The following is a 21626-nucleotide window of genomic DNA, read 5'->3' as shown; positions in this document are numbered from 1 at the left end:
CAATATCTTCTTAATGAGATTTTACAACAACCCAATTTATCCGTAAAATGAATATTAAGAATAAACTTTATTACAAAATGGAATAAAAGGAGGCATGTATGGAGTTAAAAGATTTACGCTACTTTATGGAAGTTGTAGATTACGGTAGTTTTACAAAAGCAGCAGTTAACACCTACATATCACAACCAACCTTAAGTAAATCCATTAAAAAATTAGAAACTGACCTTAACGTTGAATTATTCGAACGCTCAACTCGAAAATTAGTTTTGACAGATGCAGGTAAACTCGTATATAAGCAAGCAACTAAAATACTAGGTGCCACATACGAACTACATACCTTATTAGACGATCTTATCAATCTGCCGACAGGAAAAATCAAAATTGGGATACCCCCTTTAATTGGAACACTCTTCTTTCCAACTATTGCGCAAGAATTTGGAAAGCAACATTCGCAAGTGTCGTTAGAATTAATTGAACTTGGTGCCAAGCGTATTGAACATTTGGTAGATGAGGGGCAAGTAGACGTTGGTGTTGTAGTAAATCCGACCGACCACCATAAATTTTGGGTCGCCCCCTTTATTAAAGAAGAATTTATGCTATTCACTCATCCCAGACACCGATTATCTAATGAGGATTGCGTAAAACTTGAACAACTTGAAACAGAACCTTTTATTCTCTTTAATCAAGAATTTGCTTTACATAATTTGATTATTCAACAATGTCAAAATGCTGGATTCACTCCTACAATTGCTTATGTGAGTTCACAATGGGACTTGATAACGGAACTTGTGATTGCACAATTGGGGGTTACTCTTTTACCTAAATCAACGTATTCAAAAATGGATAAAACTCAAATAAACATGATTCCACTCGAATCACCTCCAATGTGGGAGCTTGTTGTCATTACCAAAAAAGACAGGTATCAATCTTTCGCAGTAAGGGCTTTGTTGAAATTTATTGCTGAGGAGTTTGGAGAATTATTAACCTAAACAAAAAGCAACCAACAAACATTTATCTTTCCGTGTTTGTTGGTTGCTTATTTATATTACTTCGTTACCTCTGACCCAAACGCTTCTGCCTTTAGCAAAATGTCATCCTTTTTAACTTCATATAGACCATACGGCACCAAGCGTAAACCCGGAAGGAAGTCGCAGGTTAAAAACAATAAAGTATAGAGTATATCATGGAATGGGAATCCCCTTTCCTGCAGTGTTTGAAGCAATTCATCATGATATTGCACGGCTTTATCAAATGAAGGGTTCGTAGTCATCATACCTGTAAGTGGTAACGGGATTTCAAGGATGATGTCATTTCCATCCACAATGACAATACCTCCACCCATTTCATAAGCCCGTGCTGCTGCTTTTGCCATCGCTTGATGGTTTCTTCCAACAACAAGTAACTCTGTCGTCGTATTGTACGTCGAAGCCATCCCATCAAGGGTAACAGCAAATCTTTCCAGGACAGCTCTACTGACCCAATTTCCTCTTCGATCAATCAATGCTGAATACATTAGACCTTCATGACCTGAAAGATCCGCAACACCATTCACAGATGGGATGATGGTATCCTTCCTAGCGGTAATGACATTACTCTTAAAATATGAAACTGGTAATGGTTCATTCTCATCTGGATGTGGATATTGATAGAGTTCTGGGTTTTCTAACACAGATTTCGGGAATTCAAATGCTTCTCTCACCACATATTTTGTCCAGTCTATTTCCGGCATCGATGCGAATAATTGTCCATTTTCCGCAACTATTTCGCCACTTGCAACAACTAAGTCCGGGCGGAAGTCAACTAGGTCTGGAAGCAGGAGGATGTCTGCCTTTCTTCCCGGGGCAATGCCCCCAATATAATCCTCAAGGCGAAGGTATGTAGCTGCATTGATTGTTACCATTTGAATGGCGTCCATCACTGGAACACCAAGTTCAACTGCTTGACGAACAAGTCCATCAACAAATCCTTCTCTTTCAATAAAGCCAGGATGTGGCCCATCTGTTGTCATCACAATTCTACTTGTGCTGACCTTACCTTCTGTAATCATTTTAATCACTTCTTCTAAATCTGGTCGAAGCGAACTGTTTCGTAATGTCGTCCACATCCCCAATCTAAGGCGGTCTAATGCTTCTTTGGCCGTAATCGCCTCATGGCACGCAGTCACGCCTGAAGCGACAATCGCATTTAATTTTTCATACGAACAGCCTGAAGTATGGCCGTCGGAAACCTTTCCGATTTCTTTTACATAATCCATTGTTTCTAGAAGAAACGGATCTCCATTATAAAGGAGCGGCCAGCGTGTTACTTCAGCCGAACCAACCACTTCGTCCAATGCTAATAATTCCTGAATATCTTGATGATTATACCACTCACGTTCACCTGGATAGTCCGCCTGTGAAACAAGTCTTACAAGCCAAAGGAAATTTCCTGGAAGGGACTTTAAGTCATAAACCATGTCCTTGAAACCTTTCGCTCCCATATGTAAATAGAAAAATAAATTATCATTGACCGATGTGGTTGTACCCAGTGGCAACACCTTGCTTGTAATGCTGATAGGGTTATAGACAACCCATGGATGAGAATGTGCCTCAATGAACCCAGGAGACACGTACTTTCCTTCAGCATGAATAACCTTCGTATGCTCTCCAACCATCGCTTCACTTTCACCAACATACGCGATACTATCCTTATATACAGCCACATTTAGCTTTAAAAATTCACCAGAATACACATTAATGACTGTCCCACCTTTTATGTACAAATCAGCAGGTATATTCCCCTTTGCTACTTCCACTAGCTCACTTCTCTTTGCTCTTAGCTTCAAACTCCCCACTCCTCTACACTAAATCAGTAACATTACGTTTTATTCACTTTCGTCTTTATAACATAATATTAATAAGACTAGTGTAGAACTGTCAATCCTATTGCTTGAATTTATAAAAAATTTAGATTTTGGTACACGGGGACAGGTCCCTTGTCCCAAAACTAATACAAAAAGCAGCCCCTTAGGACTGCTTTTTAACGTTCACCAACATCGCTTAGTTATCAAATCGCTTGATTGAGAAAGGACGAATATCAAACTTTGTATTACGATCCCCAGTTACTAATGTACTTAAAATTTCCCCTACTACACTACTAAACTTAAAGCCATGGCCTGAGAATCCACAAGCAATCACGACATGATCATAACTTGGGTGTTTATCAATAATAAAATCTTCATCTGGTGTGTTCGTATATGTACATACCTTCCCCAACTTGTGAAGTCCAACCTTATCTAAAAAGTTCTCTGCAAAACGAGTTACATCCTGTATATCATTTTCATGAGTTCCAAATTCTTCAATAGGTTTCTCCATATTTCTAGGATGTCCCTCATCGTGACGCCCAATTTTAACACCTGCTTCATTAATACTAGGAAAACCATAGAATGTTTCTGTAGGCAATTCAAATGTGAAGGCTGGAAACGTATCAGAATGATAGATACCCTCATCAGTATCAAACCACGAAAAGGTTTTTCTTACTTCCTGTAACGGCAATTCTAGTCCAATAAGTGGAAGAACTTTTCTAGCACCCGCACCCGGAGTAAAGACGAGTGACTCAGCTGTAAAGCTATCATTTTCTGTTTGTACCTCTACATGATTCTCAAATATGCTTATGGATGTCACAGGTGAATTAGGCTTAAGAACTGCTCCATTTTTTAAAGCATCTGTCTTATAAGCACTTATGCACTTCTCACTCATTAATACACCTGAATCCAACTCATAACAGCCTATATAACCCTCTGGTACACTAAAACCATTCCATTTTTCATTAATTTCCGCAGCGGATAACTGTTCCACATTTAAAGAAAATTTCTCGGCACTACTCATTACATTTTGAATAAATGGAGAATCAGGAAGACCAACATTAATAACCCCTGTATTTACAAAAATTTGTTCTTCTGACAGCTCTTGAAGCTTATTCCACAAGGCCTGTGCCCTTAGTGCCATCTCAACATAACTCTCGCCTTCTCCATAGGCATGGCGAATAATTCTTGTTTCTCCATGATGTGATCCTTCTGTATGTGGAGGATTATGGGAATCTATCAATAATACACGCTTCCCTTTCTTCGCTAAGTAGTAGCCAGCTGCCATTCCCATCGATCCAGCACCAACGATAATAACTTCAAAATCCATATGTTAGATACCCCCACTCGTTATCTGCCTGAATTCTATTTGCTGAAATCAGATACACTGAGCTTATTTCTCATTCAAATCCATCGCAGCCTTAATTAATTCGTTAAAAACATCAGGCTGAATCTCTTCCATTTTTTTAATCCTAATATGCCTCACCCCTTTGCCTGACCCTTGTAATAATTGATTTGTATCCTTTTCTTGAAGTTCAACACCCCTATGGAAACCAAGATTCACATGTTTTTTAGAGGCCTGAAGATAACACACCAATCCATTGTAGGTGTAATTCGGCATCGACCACTTATATTCCTCAATTAAGTTTGGAGATGCATCTAGTATGATTTTTCTTAAAGCAAGTGTAATGCTCTGAATATCTTCAGGTAGTTCCGAAATATATTGGTCTACCGCTTCAATCGTTCTTGTTTTTTCCATCTTTTTCACCTTCTAGTTTTATAAAAATATGTGAATCCATTACGTATTGGAGTTAACAAATACAAGTCTTTCTTTTCATACCTACTCGATTTTTCGCTTCTACCTTCTTTATGTAATCAGTTGCAAGAGGAACTTTACATGCTGTATTCCCTACATCTACATGCACCTTTCCAATATGTGCTGCGACTTGCTTTGCTTCATCATTTAGCTCCGCTACATAACTACCCACAGACAAAACAAAGCTATTCATCACATAGCGAACCCGATTTCGCTCTTCATGGATCGTACTTTTCACTTGATTCAACAGGTCTCTTATTTCTGGAATATTTAGTTCTTCATCTGGTGTAATTGATAAATAATTTGAGTATGTACTCCATCCACAAACTGCAATCATTTCTTCCTCAGATCTCATCCATTCCCTTGCCAATTCGAGTGCAAACTTACTTTCAGCCGCCACTTGTGCAACAGTATATTCTGCAGCCATATACCAATATGCTTTAGTTGCCCAATCTTGTAACGTCTCCTTTGAAATTAGCTTGGGATTTACCGAGAGACCCGCTAAATACATAGCATCATGATTACCAGAATCATATAATTTTAACGCTAATTCATAATCTTTCTTTACAAACTTAACAAGCTTTTTTAAATCCCCAATTTTAACTCCAAAATGCGGCTCTCTTACACCATGATTCTTATAAATTTGCTTTATTTGCTCGGAACCTATTTCCTCAAGTTTTTCCATAATTTCTTCATACGTCACATTTGTTCATCCTCTCAATAAATCTATTTAAGTTCTAGCATGATCCTCGTGTATTACAATTGGTATTTTATCCCATAATTTGAATGGATCATACCCTGATATCCTTGTGAATTTCCAAGTACTCCTTTATAGTTAAATTAAACCATAATGAGGAGGTAAAAAATGAAACTTGGAGCATTTTCTGTCAGTTTAAATGTAAAAGACATTCACAAATCAAAGGAATTTTATGAAAACCTAGGATTTCAGACACTAGGTGGGGATATCAATCAAAATTGGCTCATCTTAAAAAATGGTGATACTGTAATCGGTTTATTCCAAGGAATGTTTGATAAGAACATTCTCACTTTTAATCCTGGGTGGGATCAAAGCGCACAAAATCTCGAGTCGTTTACAGACGTTCGCGAAATTCAAAAGCAGCTAAAAGAAAAAGGAATGACTATGCTGACTGAAGCAGATGAATCAAGTGAAGGACCTGCTCATTTTGTCATAGAAGATCCAGACGGGAATCAAATTTTATTCGACCAGCATCGCTAAACAAATACATATCAAACTAATAAGCCTTTCACCCATAATTGGGCAAAAGGCTTTATTATTTGAAGGAACGATTAAGACTTATTTCGCATTCTCATCTGGTTGATGAATTCCAAAGATATTTCCTTCAGTGTCAATATAATATCCCTGCCACGCCATACCTGGAAGTGCATATTTCGGCAACGCAACCTTCCCACCATTAGCCAAGATTTTCTGTTCAGTTGAATCATAATCCGCCACACCCATAGTACAGGCAAAACCATTCAGAGGTTGGTTTGCTCCAGGAGGAGGACCTTGTCTTTGCATTAAAGCACCATTAATACCAAGTTCATTTGCATCCCCTGTCACAGCTCCAAAATAAGGCATCCCCGCATAGTCCGTCCAATCTTCAAATTTCCAACCAAACACTTCCCCATAAAACTTCTTTGCTCGCTCCATGTCATCCACATGTACTTCAAAATGAACGATTCTTCCCATCATATCCACCTACAATTTCATAAATTTTTCTATATTATGTAATTCTACCTATGTTGCTGTTACACCTTCTTCATTATCGGAAAAAGTAAAAAATGTTATTCAACTTATTTTATAACACCATATACTTATCTCTCTAAATAGCTTTTTAATGCATCTAAATCTTTAGCACTGGCTTTTATAAATTCACCTGCCATTACCTTACCAAAAACTTTGCCAAAACCTATTAACCCCTTGATTTCGCCATGCAATGTAATAACAGTTTGATTTTCAGATGACTCAAGTCTATATGAAAATATAAATTTTCCTTTTCTTCATATCGCATGCTCATAAGACCTCTTCTTCTGTAACTTTTTAAAGTTTATCATACAACCTGTGAATAATAATTCCCATAATTGACACCCATTTATTTTAATAGATATAATTTTTTAAAAAGGATGATTAAAATGAATCCGGATCTAAGAAGCACACCCCCTTCCTCACTTAAAGATAAAGCATTATCTTTTCTAAATCTCGTTGTGTCAGGGAATGTAAGAGAAGCATACGAACGATACATCGACACTGATTTTTGTCACCATAATCCTCATTTTCGTGGAGATGCAAAAAGTCTTATGCTCGCTATGGAAGAAAATGCTGTCAAGAATCCCCATAAGATTTTCGATGTGAAACTTGCCATAGAAGAAGGTGACAAGGTTGTTGTATACTCCCACATCAGACAAAATCCTGACGATCGTGGTGCAGCAGTTGTACATATCTTTCGTTTCGAAAATAATAAGGTTGTTGAATTGTGGGATATTGGACAATCCCTACCTGAAAACTTTCCTAATGAAAATGGAATGTTCTAAACAAAAATAGCAGCCCATAAAGGACTGCTATTTTTTAGTACACATATTGAATGACAAAATTACTAATAAACAATATCGCAATCATATATAGTGCCGGATGGATTTCTTTTCCTTTGCCCATCAAAAGTTTCATGACAGGGTACATAATAAAGCCGATTGCCATGCCGTCCGCAATACTATACGTTAATGGAATTAACACGATAATTAAAAGCGCCGGGAAACTCTCAGTGAAATCATCCATTGAAATGTTCACAATGTTTTGCAACATCAGAACCCCAATTAAGATTAGAATTGGTGAAACCGCGCTTGCGGGAACCACTTTTATCACTGGTATAAATAAAATAGAAACTAAAAACATAACCCCTGTTACAATACTTGTTAGTCCAGTTCTTCCTCCAGCCGTAATTCCAGCAGCTGACTCCACTGAAGCAACAGTTGGGCTCGTTCCAAAAACTCCAGAAGATAAAACAGAAACGGCTGTAGCCTGAAGGGATTTTTTACTACTCTCAGGACGTTTTAACATGTTCGTATGTCCATGTATTAAACCAATATTTTCAAATACTAGCACCATTGCAAGTGAAATTGAAGTTAGCCAAAAAATAATATTCCCTGCTTGTGCCCAAGATAATTGACCAAACACACCAAAGTATTCACTGAAATCTGGTGTAGATAAGGAGATTCCCTCTACGTTTGATCCCCCAAACATTATCGCTAATACCGATGTAATCAAAATACTTAACAATAGATTACCGGGTACATTTTTAATAAATAATAAAACCGTAATAATTAAACCAATAAAAGTAATTATCACTGTCGGGCTACTTAAATCACCGATAGCAAGCAGAGTGTGTTCTGAACTAGTAATTATCCCTGCGTTGTCAAACCCAATTAATATCAACAGAATTCCAATCCCAATCGTAATCGCTTCTTTTAAAGAGGCTGGAATTGAGGAAGTAATCACTTTCGCTAATGGTGTAAAAGCAATAACAACGAAAATGAGTCCCGCTACAAAAACCATAGCTAATGCTTCCTGCCATGTAAATCCTCCGGATTGTACAATTGTATAGGTAAACATCGCATTTAATCCCATTCCAGGAATGAGGAGAATCGGTGTATTCCCCCATAACCCAATCACTACACATCCTATGAAACTAGTTAAAATAGTAGCAATGATACCCGCTTCCATAGGAATTCCCGCTACAGCGAGGATTGTTGCATTGACAATAATAATGTAGACAACGGTTATATATGAAATAAATCCTGCAGAAAATTCCTTTCCAATTGTCGTACCATGTTGTTGCAATTTAAAAAAACGTTCCATGTTTATCACCTTTCTCACGTCCACTAAAAACGATATTCATCATAACATAGACTTCTACTATTCGGAAAATATATAATATATATAGAAACTATATATTTTTTATATAGAAGGAGAAATTTGATGGATATTAAGCAGTTACGTTATTTTATTGCAATCGCTGAAGAAAAAAATATTACAGCAGCCGCCAATCGACTTCATATGTCTCAACCGCCTCTTAGCATGCTACTAAAGCAGATGGAAGAAGAGCTTGGAGTCAAATTATTTGAACGTATTGGCAAAAGTATGGAATTAACGGATAAAGGTGAGGTTCTCTATCAACGTGCATTGCATCTCGTGAACAGTATTGAGGAAATAAAAAATGAAATTCAAGAAACAGAAGAAGGTACAAAAGGTGTACTCGCGGTGGGTTTAAACACGTTATCTGTCTCTGGATTTTCGGACATGCTTCGTGCCTTCCACCAAAAATACCCACTCGTTTCGATTAAAGTTGTTCAAAATGATTCTTTTTATCTGGCAGAAATGGTCAAATCACGCGCGATTGAAATGGCATTTGTAAGACTACCGCTTGAACATCGTGGTTTCATATATGAACACCTTCTTAGTGAGCCCTTTGTTTTTGTGAGTAAGCAGAAAACGGACATAGTTTCGCTGCAATCAATCTCACAATTGCCACTCATTATTCCAAGTACTGAAGGTTTGGGAAGCTATAATATCATTCACGAAGCATTTTCTAAACAAAAGCTTCAATTTACAAGTATTGCGGAGTGCTCAGATATGCATGTATTGATGGAAATGGTTAAAGGAGGCATGGGAGCAACGATTGTGCCAAAATCGGTGTTTGATGTATATGGGGATGGAGATCTATACTCTGCTCCGATTAAAGATACAACAATGCATTCCTCACTAGGTGTGATTTGGCTTGAGCATCACTATGTCTCAACCCCTGCTAAGAACTTTATCAAGTTGGTTAAACAAGAATTATCTTAATTAGTACACTAGGGTTCGTAAGATTAGCCGTTATTCGTACCTTCAGGCGATTGCTTACTATTTTGTAACAAGTAATTTGCCATCAGAAGTCTGCTTCACCTTTTGGGACGGTACGGAAGACACTATCATATTTACTAAATACTTTTCTAGCACACTAGCTTGTATCGCTAAACCCATTTTGTGGCACTCTCTAAGTCCTTAATCAAACCACAAACCCATCTGGGACAACGGACCTGTCCCTCTGACCCACTACTTCGAAAATCACCACAAAAAAAACAGCCCTACTTCAGTAGGACTGTTTTTATTTATGGGTTAAATTATAATTTAACTACGTTAGACGCTTGAGGTCCACGGTTACCTTCAACGATTTCGAAAGAAACTTCTTGACCTTCTTCTAAAGTTTTGAAACCTTCGCCTTGGATTGCTGAGAAGTGTACGAAAACATCGTCTCCACCTTGTACTTCGATGAATCCGAATCCTTTTTCGCTGTTAAACCATTTTACTTTACCATTTTGCATGAAATATGCCTCCTAAAATGAACACACAAACCATTTGTGCATTGAAAAATTAACCATTGTACACTTACATAAATCTAAAACAAATTCACATATAACTTCAGAAGAATAGCCTGATTCTAAAATGAAATTATCGTTCTTTCTTTCTTTAAACTTATATAACGCAACAAAATGGTCTATTTCATCATATCATCGCAGATTACCAGAGTCAACCAACAAATATAAAAATAGTCATTTTCTCATACATGCTGTATAGACATGCATTCTCTCGATTTAGTTAAAGAATTTCACGTACTCCCCATAGCCTTCTTTTACAAGATCTTCCTTTGGAATGAAACGAAGTGCTGCGGAATTTATACAATAACGCATACGAGTTGGTCCTGGTCCGTCATAGAATAAATGGCCAAGATGGGAATCAGCTGTAGTGCTTCTTACCTCAGTACGGATCATTCCATGAGAAGTATCTAGCTCCTCAACAATTTCTTTCGCATCAATCGCCTTTGTAAAGCTTGGCCAGCCGCAGCCAGCATCATATTGATCCAATGAACTGAACAATGGCTTACCTGAAACAATATCAACATAAATGCCTTCTTTTGTGTTATCCCAGTATTCATTTCGGAACGGAGGTTCTGTCCCTTGTTCTTGTGTGACATGGAACTGCATCTCTGTCAGACTTTTCTTAGCCTCTTCGTATTCCTTCGCGGACCAATGTTTTCTAATAAATTTGTCTCTGCCTGAACCCTTGCGATATCGATTATAGTGTTCAGGCTTCTTTTTATAATAATCCTGATGATATTCTTCTGCTCTATAGAATTCCTTTGCAGGAAGGATTGGTGTTACGATTGGTTTTGTGAAGATTCCACTTTCAGCTAGTTTTTGTTTTGATTCTTCAGCAATCTTTTTCTGTTCGTCCGTATGATAAAAAATTGCTGTGCGGTAGGAATCACCACGATCGAAAAATTGGCCACCTGCATCTGTTGGATCAATTTGTTGCCAAAAGAGTTCAATTATTTTCTCATAAGGAAAAATATCTGGATTAAATGTAATTTGAACGGCCTCATAATGTCCTGTTGTATCCGAACAAACCTCTTCATACGTAGGGTTTTCTTTCGTTCCACCCGTATAACCAGACACAACTTCAATAATTCCTGGCTGTGTATCAAACGGCTTAACCATACACCAGAAGCAGCCACCAGCGAAGGTTGCTTTTTCTACTTTCTCATGTGTATTTTCCATATACCCTCTTCCTTTCTCCTTTTACTTTATTTCATTATATCATTTCTGCTGTCTGTTCAAAAAAATACGCTCATAGTATTTCCTTAATTGGAAAAAGTAAAAAATAGGAGGTGTAAGAATGAGTAGTCCTTATTTATGTCCTAATTGTAAAACCAACCGCTCTAGATTTAATATTATTGAACAAGTGCCTAAATCCGTAAAAATGGATCCGCAAAGTGGTGAAGTTATGGAGGAATACACTGAAAACCTTGATCCCTTCCATGTTCCATACCGTGGACCAGAAATCAAAGTACAGTGCGGTGTATGTGGCCTGATTGAAGATGAACAATCCTTCATTAAAAGAGCTCAAAATTACAAAGGGTAAAAACACAAAGGGACGTTTCTCCTGGTTTTACGGTACTGACCGGACCAAGAGAAACGTCCCTTTTATTAGTAGCCTTCTTGTTTGAAATTAAAGAACCTCTTGATGATGGAGATTCGAAGTTCAATTAACGGTTGAGTAATCGCTCTAATTGTTTTCGTTGATAATAACAACGTTAAGACAAGTGAAGCAATTACTAATATGATAATATTTCCGGTATTGTTAATGACGTCAAGCCATTCGCTACTTCTGAAATATTTAATGACAAAACCGTGCAGTAAATAAACATATAATGTATGTGTGCCCCAGCTTGTGAAGAAAAACTGTTTTTTCGGTAAAAGTGAGAAAAAGGCAAACGTCATAACAACTGATACCAAGTAGACTGCTAATCGAATGAGTCCGCCAAGATTCACATGAGATAACGTTTCGTACGACTTAGAGCCAAGCAACCAACCGGTGTTGAACTCTGGAACGAAATAATAGCCGATAAAAATAGCTAAAAGCAAAATTCCTGATCCCACCTGCACTGCCGGGCGTTTCAAGGCTGAAAAATGTTCTCTTTTACAATAAAAACCTAACAAAAATAATGGAAAAAAGACAAATGTCCGAGATAAACTTAGGTAATTTTCCACAAAGGGAATATATCCTACACCTATCCCCACTAAAACTGCGATAGTCAACGACCATTTCATCGGAAGTTTCGTGTACGCATACAGCATCACATTCCAGCAAAATAAACTAATTAAAAACCAGAGTGACCACTGTGGATTAAATGGCTCAAATAAAAGTGATTCACCATTATATAGGTAGTAATAATAAATCGTGTAGATAAGCTGAAAAATTAAATAGGGAATCAACAGTTTTTTTGCCGTCTTTTTAATATATCCTTCCTTCCTAAATCCCTTTGCAAAATACCCTGAAACTAATATAAAAGCAGGCATATGAAACGAATATACGAAGTGGTAAATTGTCATGATGATTTTATGATCATCAATAAAAGGCTGAATAAAATGCCCAAAGACAACAAGGAATATTAAGATGAACTTTGCGTTATCAAAATAATACTCTCGCTTATGTGCCATCATAAAACCTCCAAACTATTGTTATCGTATTATAGCATCGCAAGGAGGGTGTTTATGCAATTGTCTTTGATTTGTAAATGTCTTTTTAATATTAATGGCCAGTTTGTAATTATACTGAAAAATCTTAATAAAAATGAAACAAACCTTATTAGACGTTTTGAGCTGTGATTCATATCATCTTCAGGTTTATTCTCAAGCTTTATAATATGGTTGAGGTGATGAAAATGACGAAGGATTGGTCGATTGATTTAGAGCATGGGGACTACGAGCACAATATTTCTTTAGTAATTGAAGAAGGGTTAAATGCGATTGAGGAGACTGAACGTGGCTGCTATGTCAATCTTGTCACACCTGCAAATTTCGGTAACCCCTCTCACTATCTTGCAGAAGCTATAAATCTCAAGTACGAATCAAGTGTGTCCTATCGATTTATTGACCAATGTGGGTGTGGTGGCTATGTTTTTCGCGTCTGGAAAAAATAAAGAAGTTCTAAATATGCTTATGGAATACGCCAATCAGCAGGTCGTTATAAATTGGTATGAGGATGGACAATTAATCGAACGTAATGGATTCTTTTTTTCAAGCTTATGTGTCGAGGGTAATACACTGCTTTTCATAAAAGAAAACGAAGTGAAACAAACGATTTCATTAATAAACTATCAAACAATTGAGATTCTCCCGGATTTTCGTGATTTTTTTCAATTAACAAACGGAACACACATCCTACAAATTTATTTTCCTCACTAAAAAATACTCAGGGACTTTGAGTATTTTTTTTAGCTTCGAAAATATTTCATAAACCGAAAGTTTCGTTAATGAAAATAATCTACAATTGTGGTACTATAAATCTATTAAAAAAACAAGTATCTTTTTTAGGAGATGGAAAAAATCATGCCGAATTGGCAACGAAATTTATGGGTTCTTTGGATTGGTGTCTTTTTTACCGCTTCAGGATTTTCGATGGTTATCCCGTTTTTACCAATCTTTTTGTTAGAAATCGGGGTACACGACCACACAGAATTATGGTCAGGGCTAATCTATGGGGCCGCATTTTTTGCAGGTGCATTTGCGACACCGTTTTGGGGAAGAGTTGCAGACAAGTACGGACGTAAACCAATGATTGTAAGGGCTGGCTTTGCCCTTTTTCTCGTTTATACATTAATGGCATTTGTTACAAATCCTTATCAAATCTTAGGTTTACGTATCATGCAAGGTTTACTAAGTGGGTTTATTCCAGGCTCAATTGCCCTTGTCGGTACAAATACACCAACGAAAAATGTTGGGTATGCTCTCTCCATGATTTCATCTGCAGCTGCAACCGGGATGATTATTGGACCACTGTTAGGTGGGGGGTTAGCTGAACTATGGGGTAATCGCTGGGCCTTTGCAAGCGCAGGAGTTGTTGTCTTATTGGCGACGATTTTAATTATCTTTTTCGTAAAAGAAGAAAACTTCAAAGCGAACAAGGAAAAAGGTTCGGTTATAAAAGATTTTAAAATCGCAATCGACAATCGCCCATTCTTCCTTGTTTTAATTCTGACTTTAATGGTCAGTTGCTCTACCATGATTATTGACCCAATTCTACCACTATACATCGCTGATATTGCAAGCCACACAAGCTATACAACATTACTGACAGGTTTTGTAATAGCATTACCAGGTCTTGCGAGTGCATTGTTTGCACCTGTATGGGGAAAATGGGCGGATAAAGTGGGTTTCCATAGGATTTTATTCATTGGGCTGTTGGGGGCTGGAATCGGTACATTAGCGCAGATTGTCTTTACCCAAATCTGGGGCTTCTCAATTATTCGTTTTACCTATGGAGTATTCTTCTGCGCGATCTTCCCTGCTTTAAATGGGCTCATCGTCAAGATTACGCCAGAAGATTTCCGCGGAAGAGCTTTCAGCCTAAGTCAAACTGCAAATCAAATTGGAGGTATGATTGGCCCACTTATCGGAGGAGTATTAGGTGGCCTATTTCCTACACAAATGCTTTTCACGGTAACAGGAATATTGCTCTTAGTTGCACTCGCCACTGCCTATTTGAATGGGGACCAACGAAAACACGTAGTGAAACGAGGGGTACTAGCTAAGAAATAAATTAGTTCGTATAAACAAACGCTCAGAGGTCTCTGAGCGTTTATTTCAACTTTAAAGCTCGTGTAGCAACAAATGTTTTAATATATTTATCTACTATTCTTTTTCCTCCAAAATCATCTTCAAAAAAACCTGATATTACAAACCCTGCATCAATTTGTCCCTGGATTTGATCTTCCAGCGTATGGGCGAATTCGATTGTTTGATGTGAATTGATATAATCTTGCACTTCATCCTCTGGTAAATAATCCAGGGTCGAAGATGGTATAGGATGTTTTACATCTAGAATCCCATTATTTTCTTGATTTTCATCAAAAATCCAGAGTAAGGGATTCGTAAACCCAGCAATCAAAATACCATTGGTTTTTAATACTCTAGATGCTTCATTCCAGACGGGACGCACATCTTTAACAAATAAATTAGAAACAGGATGAACAATCAGATCAAAGTACTCATCTTCAAATTCACTAAGGTCAGACATGTCACCTTGTACTGTTTTTAACGTTAATCCTTCACGTTCTGCTACCTTTGCATCTTGCTCTAATTGTTTTTTAGATAGATCAAAAACAGTCACGTCTGCCCCAGCCGCAGCTAAGATTGGCCCTTGTTGTCCCCCACCAGACGCTAAGCAAAGTATTTTCAATCCATCTAATGATTTCGGAAACCAGTGCCTGGGGACAGATCTTTCAGTTGTAACAATGATTTCCCACACACCAGTTTTACTCTTTTCGATTACATCACTACTCACCGATCGAGTATATCTAGACCCCTCTTCTACCTTCTTATCCCAAGCATTTCTGTTATGCTGAGCTATGTCCACTGTAATTCCTCCTCCCCTCCAACAAACATGAAAAAAAGTGCTTACTCCGATAAAAAAATCAACTTAGGAATAAGCACACGAATTCATTTATCTCACTAGGCAAAGACTTGACTTGTCTTCAATAAGTTTTCCCTTGCCTCAATATATTCCTGATGCAGTTTTTCAATATAGTTTCCTGCACTTGTTACTTCATTAATCACTCCAATGCCTTGACCACTTCCCCAAATATCTTTCCAAGCTTTTGATTTCCCATCACCACCAAAATTCATAGTTGATGGGTCGCTTTCAGGAAGATTTTCAGGATCTAAGCCTGCTGCACGAATGGATGGCGCAAGATAGTTTCCATGAACTCCCGTAAATAAATTACTATACACAACGTCATCCGAATTGCAATCAACGATAGCTTGCTTATAGTCTTCTGCTGCTCGTGCCTCATGTGTTGCAATAAATGGTGAACCAATATAGGCAAAATCTGCTCCCATAGCTTGAGCTGCTAATATCGACTTCCCGGATGCAATGGACCCTGCTAAAGCTAAGGGACCATCAAACCACTCACGGATTTCCTGAACTAACGCAAATGGACTCTTGCTTCCTGCATGACCTCCTGCACCTGAAGCGACGGCAATTAGGCCATCCGCCCCTTTATCAATTGCCTTATGTGCAAATTTATTATTAATGATGTCATGTAAAACGATTCCTCCATAGCTATGAGCTGCGACATTCACCTCTTCACGAGCCCCTAGTGAGGTGATAATAATAGGTACCCTGTATTTCACACATAGGTCCATGTCATGTTCAAGCCGATCGTTTGACCTATGTACGATTTGATTAATAGCAAATGGAGCTGCTGGGCGGTCAGGATTTTTCGCATTGTAATCAGCCAGCGTCTCTGTTATCTCAGCCAACCATTCATCGAGTTGTGAGGCGGGTCTAGCGTTCAGTGCAGGCATCGACCCTACAATCCCTGCCTTACACTGTTCAATCACAAGCTTTGGATTACTAATGATAAACATTGGTGAACCGATAACAGGTAACCTTAAGGAGTTTAGGATAGATGGAATATTCGACATATTTACTTCCTCCAATTTCAAAACATATTTACTTGCATTGAAAATAAATCATTCTGAATAAGAGAAGGACAGGATGCTGTAATTATAATTTAGTAATCGCTTTCAATCATCCTTCTATTTAGTAATACTATATTGATAGGGTTATAGTCAAATAATTCTCTATAATTTTTAAATATCCTTTTCACACTAACCAATACCTTCTATTTGGAATAATTTATCCTAAAAGGATTTGATATGTTGAAGGTGAAAAAATGGATCTAAATTTTAAATTTTATATTCGGCAAGATGCGTTTATCTTAATACCTGTACTGTATTTCATTGGGCTCATCCTTAAAGATACTCCTTTCATACCACGGTGGACACACAGATGGATTCAATTAGGATTCGCCACCATCGCCTGCCTTCTCTATTATGGTTTCATTATTCAATCCGTTGTGCAGGCTATCCTTGTCACAGGTGCAACCATGATCTCTGAAGACCTCATCAAAAACACCATTCACGGAATCTCCTCAGTAAGGGATAAAAAAGATGAGTAATTAGCTAACCGCGGGGGCTGATTTTGGTCCCCAAAGGAAGATCCCCCTTCGCATTTTTCCTATTTTATACAAAACGTATCCCTATTTGGTCCTTATGCTATGGCATCTTCCATTTTCATACAAAACCCATACCATATCTAAACCTTACAAAATAAATTCTTCCAAATTTATACAAAAGTCACACCATATTTCATTCTTATGCTATGGCTTTTTCCAGGTTTACACAAAACCCACTCCATATCTAAACCTTATGCTATGGCATCTTTCATTTTCATACAAAACCCATACCATATTTCATCTTTATACCACGGACTCTTCCAGTTGCATCCAAACCCAACCTTATCAGGCATTTTCGCTTTAACATTTTCCCGTTTTATCCAAATCCTTTGCGATAGACACATTCTTTTTACACAAAAAAAGCGCTGATTCAAGACCAACGCTCCATACCCATTTTACTTCACATAATGTTTTTTGAAATCCGGGTGGATTGAAAATTTGTGACGGAGGCTAATTAGGTTTTTGCCGAAGCTTTCTTCTAAGATATCACGGTGCTTGTTTAACAGTTCCATCAAATATAAATCATGAATGATAACCTCTGTTATTGGCATGACTAGTCCAACATGCATCGTCCAAGCTGCGCGACTATCTTTACCTAAAGACACGATTCCAGCTACGACCTCTGAATCATCACCACTGTATACGAGCCATCTACCGCCATATTCTTCCGTAATATCCAGGCTCATATCATGTAAATACACATTGGCAAAGTCTGATTCAACCTCTCCGTACGCTATAATCGTAACATTGACACCTCTTTTAGCAGCCGCTCTTAAATCATCTGCTAATACCTCATACTCCTCTTTCCATACTTCTAACAAAATTCGTTTGTTAGCTGCTTCAATACATGTCCGTACTTTATCAAGAATTTCTGTATCTCCTGTGATATTCCAAATATTTTCACGATCATGAACCGAACGCTCAAAGTTCTCAAAAAACTTCTCTGCCTTATCAAAATTTTCCTCTGCCTTCGTACGACGGTTACGGATCAGTTCTTTGGCAGGAACCGGCGTATATTGTGGTGTATTACCTGGACTGACCAATATATCGCCACGCATGACCAAATTGTCCAATACCTCATAAATTTTCGAACGAGGTACACCAGAATTTTTTGCAACCGCATAGCCTGTTAATGGAGATTCTTCCAATAAGCTTAAATATGCCTTCGCCTCATACTCCGTAAAATGTAAATTTTTTAAGGTATCAAAAATATTATCCATTTACTTCCTCCAAATTAGTCGCTACCTTTGTAACTAATATACTAACAAAAAGTATTGATGCATTCCAATCATTTCTGCTACAATAACTTTAAGTAGTTACTGTAGTAGTCACTAAAACGAATATGGAGGTCTACAGAAAATGGATAACCTAATTGCCTATTTACCAATTGCAGCTATGATGGTTATAATTCCTGGAGTGGACACGATGTTAATCATCAAAAACACACTTACATACGGTCCGAAAGCTGGTCGCTACACTTTACTTGGAACGTCGATGGGACTCGCTTTTTGGACACTTATTGCCGTTCTTGGGTTATCCGTTGTAATTGCAAAGTCCGTGTTTCTGTTTAGTTTTATTAAATATGCAGGTGCTGCCTTCTTAATCTATTTAGGAATCAAAAGCTTCTTCACAAAAAGCTCCTTGTCATTGAATGAACTTCAAGAACAAGCAAAGAATCAGGTTACACCTACAAAAAAGCATCATAAAGAATCATTTTTGCAAGGGTTACTTAGTAACATACTTAATCCAAAGACCGTTCTCGTATATATCACAATCATGCCCCAGTTTATTGATTTGAAGGAGAACATAAATCAACAATTAATTATAATGGGCCTTATTATGTCCATCCTTGCCATTGTCTGGTTTTTACTCCTCGTATCAATTCTTGATTACGCAAAAAAGTGGTTCAACAATCCGAAATTCAACAAAGCATTCCAAAAATCAACCGGTTTAATCCTTGTCGGCTTTGGCATTAAAACTGGAATCTAATAACATACATAAATCCGTTCATCCATTGAACGGATTTTTCACATTCAGGCATAACATGGTAAAATAGATTAGTAATTAATTAGATTTAAAAGGTGATCATATTGTTTTTGTTATGGGTACTGCTCATTTTAATTGGAATTATCTATATTAAGTACACAAATCTTTTCGTTAAAACTTCAACATTAGCCGTTGTAATGGCGATTGGAATTATGACTCGAGGGGTTTTATCCAACTATTTCACGACAGGCTTTAATGTTTATAGTGAAATTATTGTGATGATCAACATTACACTATGGCTGTCATTTCTTTTTTCTTTAGGATTGACCATATGGAATGGAAAATTTATTGAACTCCATATCAAAAATCCCATTAATCGATTTGGGATTGGAACCTGGGTAGCCGCTTCCTCCATTTGCGGGATTTTACTTTACATTTATAACGATTGGTTTATTCCAGCGATGCTCGTCTCACTTGTAAATTTTGGTTTCTGGCTATTTTATATAATTATCTCGATAGTAGCCTTTTTCGAAATCCACAAAACCAATTCCTATCATAAGGTTCACGGTATTCTACTACTAACCACAGTTAGTACACAATCATTAATCCTTTTAATAAACACCATATATCCTGATGTACCAACCTACTTGAACACAACCTTGCTAATGATTGGTTTCCTTTTTTATTGTGTTGGGATATATTTTATCGGTAAAAGATATATTCGAAAAAACTGGTCCATCAAGGATGACTGGAATAACACAAACTGTATTCTCCACGGGGCCTTGTCCATATCCGGAATTGCCTGCATTGTATCCGGAAATGTTGATCCTACTATCATCGTCACGGTCTGGATTATCGTCTTTGCTCTTTATTTAATTGTTGAGACAATTGAGATCATCCGACTTTATTTAAGACTTAAGGATTTTGGAATTAAAAAAGGAATTTTTATTTACGATGTCACCCAGTGGAGTCGGATTTTTACCTTTGCCATGTTTGATACATTTACATTCCGTCTTCAAACAGATATCGCCATTATTTTGCATATCCGGCATTTTGTCCTTTCTTTTGGTATTTGGCTCATTTTAAGTCTAATAGTGGTTGAAGTTTTTCTATGTCTGAGGTATATGATGCAACTTCACCGTGCTACGTATAAAAATTCCGTATCGGAAATCTCGGTTTAAACTTCAGAATTCCAAGCCCACACCGCACACTGTCACCTTACATATATATAAAGGGTATCTAAGGTGAGGTGATAACATGACAGAGAAAATTTTTAATATCCTACTATCCGTAATCATCGGATTCCTATTAAGCTGTGCGGTGTTTTTCTATATAACCGAAGACAACACAAAACCCGCAACATCAAATCCAACGTCCGAAGCACCGACAACTCCCCCTCCTTCCAATACAGGTAAGAAAGAACCACCAGCCAATAACCAGGAACAACAAAATCAAGAAAAGAATAATGAACCTGCTAAGCAAACAGATTCAGAAAAACAAAGTGAAAAAGATAAGCAAAATGAAGAAGATAAACAAAAAGAAGAAGAAAAACAGAACAATGAAAAACAAAACAACAATGATAAAGCAAAGCCTAGCGATGAACTCCCAGAAATTGTTTGGGGAATTGATTCAGCAAGTGAAACGACAAAGGATTTTTATGCATGTGTAAAAGAGAATTTTGGTGATCCAGTTGTATTTGGTCGTTATCTTGGCGAGCGCGAAGGAATCTCAGTAGGACTGACAGCTGAGCAGGTGGAGATTATCCATGCTGAAGGCGATTTTATCTTACCAATCTATAATCATTTTAATGAGGCAACAGGTTATGACAATGGGGTCGCGCATGCAAAGGAAGCAATTAAACTAGCTGGTGATATCAGTATCCCAGAAGGAGTTGCTATTTTTGCAGATATTGAACCAACCTACCCAGTTGATTCAGAGTTTATTAAAGGATGGTTTGAAACAATCGATGGCTCTTCGTATAAATCTGGAATCTATGGCGTATTTGACCCAGAACAAGCTTTGTTTAAAGCCTATCAAGAGGCCGGAAAAAGCAAAGGCGCCATCCTTGAACAGAACTATATTTGGACAGCTGCACCTAGTGTCGGAATAACAGCAGAAACCAAAGCACCAAAATATAATCCGAGTGCTCCAGAAGGTTCACTTGCATGGGGCTGGCAATACGGTTTAGACTCTGAAAGTTGTAACATCGACACAAACCTTTTCAAACGTGAACTCGTTGATGTCCTATGGAGACCATAATAAAAATATGAATGCAAAAAAAGAAGCGTAAGTATAATCTAAGTAGTTCAGATAATGTGGAGAAAACTTAAAATAACAGTGTAAAACA

At 37.5% G+C, this 21626-nt stretch carries 24 protein-coding genes; 12 read left to right on the top strand and 12 right to left on the bottom strand.

The window, feature by feature from the left end:
• Nucleotides 1-98 precede the first annotated feature (98 nt).
• Entirely contained in the window at nucleotides 99-989 is an 891-nt protein-coding gene (locus NST91_RS11030) for a LysR family transcriptional regulator (protein WP_341331157.1), read from the top strand.
• 56 nt (nucleotides 990-1045) lie between these two features.
• Here the strand turns inward: NST91_RS11030 and NST91_RS11025 are convergent, their stop codons facing one another.
• From NST91_RS11025 to NST91_RS11010, 4 genes are all read right to left on the bottom strand, one after another.
• Nucleotides 1046-2824: an adenine deaminase C-terminal domain-containing protein gene (locus NST91_RS11025; RefSeq protein WP_341331156.1), complete on the bottom strand. Its 1779-nt coding sequence runs from the start codon at nucleotides 2822-2824 to the stop codon at nucleotides 1046-1048.
• A 214-nt stretch (nucleotides 2825-3038) separates the two neighbouring features.
• On the bottom strand, nucleotides 3039-4172 hold the full coding sequence (gene solA / locus NST91_RS11020; RefSeq protein WP_341331155.1) for an N-methyl-L-tryptophan oxidase: 1134 nt from the start codon (nucleotides 4170-4172) through the stop codon (nucleotides 3039-3041).
• A gap of 63 nt (nucleotides 4173-4235) precedes the next feature.
• Nucleotides 4236-4601: a DUF1801 domain-containing protein gene (locus tag NST91_RS11015; RefSeq protein WP_341331154.1), complete on the bottom strand. Its 366-nt coding sequence runs from the start codon at nucleotides 4599-4601 to the stop codon at nucleotides 4236-4238.
• 52 nt (nucleotides 4602-4653) lie between these two features.
• Complete coding sequence (locus NST91_RS11010) at nucleotides 4654-5361, bottom strand: DNA alkylation repair protein (RefSeq protein WP_341331153.1); 708 nt, start codon at nucleotides 5359-5361, stop codon at nucleotides 4654-4656.
• 162 nt (nucleotides 5362-5523) lie between these two features.
• On the opposite strand from NST91_RS11010, the gene NST91_RS11005 reads away from it, so the two are divergent.
• Nucleotides 5524-5895 (top strand): VOC family protein, encoded by a 372-nt coding sequence (locus tag NST91_RS11005; protein ID WP_341331152.1) that lies wholly within the window; start codon nucleotides 5524-5526, stop codon nucleotides 5893-5895.
• A gap of 78 nt (nucleotides 5896-5973) precedes the next feature.
• Here NST91_RS11005 and NST91_RS11000 read toward each other — a convergent pair whose 3' ends face one another.
• Nucleotides 5974-6369: a VOC family protein gene (locus tag NST91_RS11000; RefSeq protein WP_341331151.1), complete on the bottom strand. Its 396-nt coding sequence runs from the start codon at nucleotides 6367-6369 to the stop codon at nucleotides 5974-5976.
• 443 nt (nucleotides 6370-6812) lie between these two features.
• On the opposite strand from NST91_RS11000, the gene NST91_RS10995 reads away from it, so the two are divergent.
• Nucleotides 6813-7211: a nuclear transport factor 2 family protein gene (locus tag NST91_RS10995; protein WP_341331150.1), complete on the top strand. Its 399-nt coding sequence runs from the start codon at nucleotides 6813-6815 to the stop codon at nucleotides 7209-7211.
• 34 nt (nucleotides 7212-7245) lie between these two features.
• Here NST91_RS10995 and NST91_RS10990 read toward each other — a convergent pair whose 3' ends face one another.
• Nucleotides 7246-8532, bottom strand: a complete 1287-nt coding sequence (locus tag NST91_RS10990) for an NCS2 family permease (protein WP_341331149.1) — start codon at nucleotides 8530-8532, stop codon at nucleotides 7246-7248.
• A gap of 120 nt (nucleotides 8533-8652) precedes the next feature.
• Here NST91_RS10990 and NST91_RS10985 point away from each other — a divergent pair, with 120 nt between their 5' ends.
• The gene (locus NST91_RS10985; RefSeq protein ID WP_341331148.1) at nucleotides 8653-9519 is read left to right on the top strand and encodes a LysR family transcriptional regulator; all 867 of its coding nucleotides are present in this window, start codon (nucleotides 8653-8655) and stop codon (nucleotides 9517-9519) included.
• 317 nt (nucleotides 9520-9836) lie between these two features.
• Here NST91_RS10985 and cspD read toward each other — a convergent pair whose 3' ends face one another.
• Both cspD and msrA read right to left on the bottom strand, forming a co-directional pair.
• On the bottom strand, nucleotides 9837-10037 hold the full coding sequence (cspD, locus tag NST91_RS10980) for a cold-shock protein CspD (RefSeq protein ID WP_010283803.1): 201 nt from the start codon (nucleotides 10035-10037) through the stop codon (nucleotides 9837-9839).
• Nucleotides 10038-10307: 270 nt separating this feature from the next.
• Nucleotides 10308-11270 (bottom strand): peptide-methionine (S)-S-oxide reductase MsrA, encoded by a 963-nt coding sequence (msrA, locus tag NST91_RS10975; protein WP_341331147.1) that lies wholly within the window; start codon nucleotides 11268-11270, stop codon nucleotides 10308-10310.
• 118 nt (nucleotides 11271-11388) lie between these two features.
• On the opposite strand from msrA, the gene NST91_RS10970 reads away from it, so the two are divergent.
• Nucleotides 11389-11634, top strand: coding sequence for a DNA alkylation repair protein (locus tag NST91_RS10970; protein WP_121448294.1), 246 nt, complete (start codon nucleotides 11389-11391; stop codon nucleotides 11632-11634).
• Nucleotides 11635-11699: 65 nt separating this feature from the next.
• Here NST91_RS10970 and NST91_RS10965 read toward each other — a convergent pair whose 3' ends face one another.
• Complete coding sequence (locus NST91_RS10965) at nucleotides 11700-12713, bottom strand: acyltransferase family protein (RefSeq protein WP_341331146.1); 1014 nt, start codon at nucleotides 12711-12713, stop codon at nucleotides 11700-11702.
• A 224-nt stretch (nucleotides 12714-12937) separates the two neighbouring features.
• On the opposite strand from NST91_RS10965, the gene NST91_RS10960 reads away from it, so the two are divergent.
• The 3 genes from NST91_RS10960 (at nucleotide 12938) to NST91_RS10950 (ending at nucleotide 14813) form a co-directional block, all read left to right on the top strand.
• Complete coding sequence (locus NST91_RS10960; protein WP_341331145.1) at nucleotides 12938-13195, top strand: CGCGG family putative rSAM-modified RiPP protein; 258 nt, start codon at nucleotides 12938-12940, stop codon at nucleotides 13193-13195.
• The gene (locus NST91_RS10955) at nucleotides 13170-13460 is read left to right on the top strand and encodes a hypothetical protein (protein ID WP_341331144.1); all 291 of its coding nucleotides are present in this window, start codon (nucleotides 13170-13172) and stop codon (nucleotides 13458-13460) included. The genes NST91_RS10960 and NST91_RS10955 overlap by 26 nt, the downstream gene beginning before the upstream one ends.
• A gap of 144 nt (nucleotides 13461-13604) precedes the next feature.
• Complete coding sequence (locus NST91_RS10950; RefSeq protein ID WP_341331143.1) at nucleotides 13605-14813, top strand: MFS transporter; 1209 nt, start codon at nucleotides 13605-13607, stop codon at nucleotides 14811-14813.
• 40 nt (nucleotides 14814-14853) lie between these two features.
• On the opposite strand, the gene NST91_RS10945 is transcribed toward NST91_RS10950, so the two are convergent.
• Together NST91_RS10945 and NST91_RS10940 are read right to left on the bottom strand one after the other, a co-directional pair.
• Nucleotides 14854-15630: a class I SAM-dependent methyltransferase gene (locus NST91_RS10945; protein WP_341331142.1), complete on the bottom strand. Its 777-nt coding sequence runs from the start codon at nucleotides 15628-15630 to the stop codon at nucleotides 14854-14856.
• Between the two features lie 95 nt (nucleotides 15631-15725).
• Nucleotides 15726-16700: an NAD(P)H-dependent flavin oxidoreductase gene (locus NST91_RS10940; RefSeq protein ID WP_341331141.1), complete on the bottom strand. Its 975-nt coding sequence runs from the start codon at nucleotides 16698-16700 to the stop codon at nucleotides 15726-15728.
• Between the two features lie 251 nt (nucleotides 16701-16951).
• On the opposite strand from NST91_RS10940, the gene NST91_RS26295 reads away from it, so the two are divergent.
• Nucleotides 16952-17236 (top strand): phage holin family protein, encoded by a 285-nt coding sequence (locus NST91_RS26295; RefSeq protein WP_445724486.1) that lies wholly within the window; start codon nucleotides 16952-16954, stop codon nucleotides 17234-17236.
• Nucleotides 17237-17688: 452 nt separating this feature from the next.
• Here NST91_RS26295 and NST91_RS10935 read toward each other — a convergent pair whose 3' ends face one another.
• Entirely contained in the window at nucleotides 17689-18513 is an 825-nt protein-coding gene (locus NST91_RS10935; RefSeq protein ID WP_121448286.1) for a helix-turn-helix domain-containing protein, read from the bottom strand.
• A 139-nt stretch (nucleotides 18514-18652) separates the two neighbouring features.
• Between NST91_RS10935 and NST91_RS10930 the strand changes: the two genes are divergently transcribed.
• The 3 genes from NST91_RS10930 to NST91_RS10920 all read left to right on the top strand — a co-directional run bounded on the left by NST91_RS10930 (nucleotide 18653) and on the right by NST91_RS10920 (nucleotide 21538).
• Entirely contained in the window at nucleotides 18653-19282 is a 630-nt protein-coding gene (locus NST91_RS10930; protein WP_121448285.1) for a homoserine/threonine efflux transporter, read from the top strand.
• Nucleotides 19283-19383: 101 nt separating this feature from the next.
• Nucleotides 19384-20460 (top strand): TDT family transporter, encoded by a 1077-nt coding sequence (locus NST91_RS10925; RefSeq protein WP_341331140.1) that lies wholly within the window; start codon nucleotides 19384-19386, stop codon nucleotides 20458-20460.
• Between the two features lie 76 nt (nucleotides 20461-20536).
• Nucleotides 20537-21538, top strand: a complete 1002-nt coding sequence (locus NST91_RS10920) for a glycoside hydrolase domain-containing protein (protein ID WP_341331139.1) — start codon at nucleotides 20537-20539, stop codon at nucleotides 21536-21538.
• Nucleotides 21539-21626: the final 88 nt, after the last annotated feature.

Source organism: Ferdinandcohnia sp. FSL W7-1320, assembly GCF_038050315.1.
Lineage (GTDB): Bacteria > Bacillota > Bacilli > Bacillales > Bacillaceae_L > Ferdinandcohnia > Ferdinandcohnia aciditolerans.
This window is presented reverse-complemented; position numbering and strand designations above follow the sequence as displayed.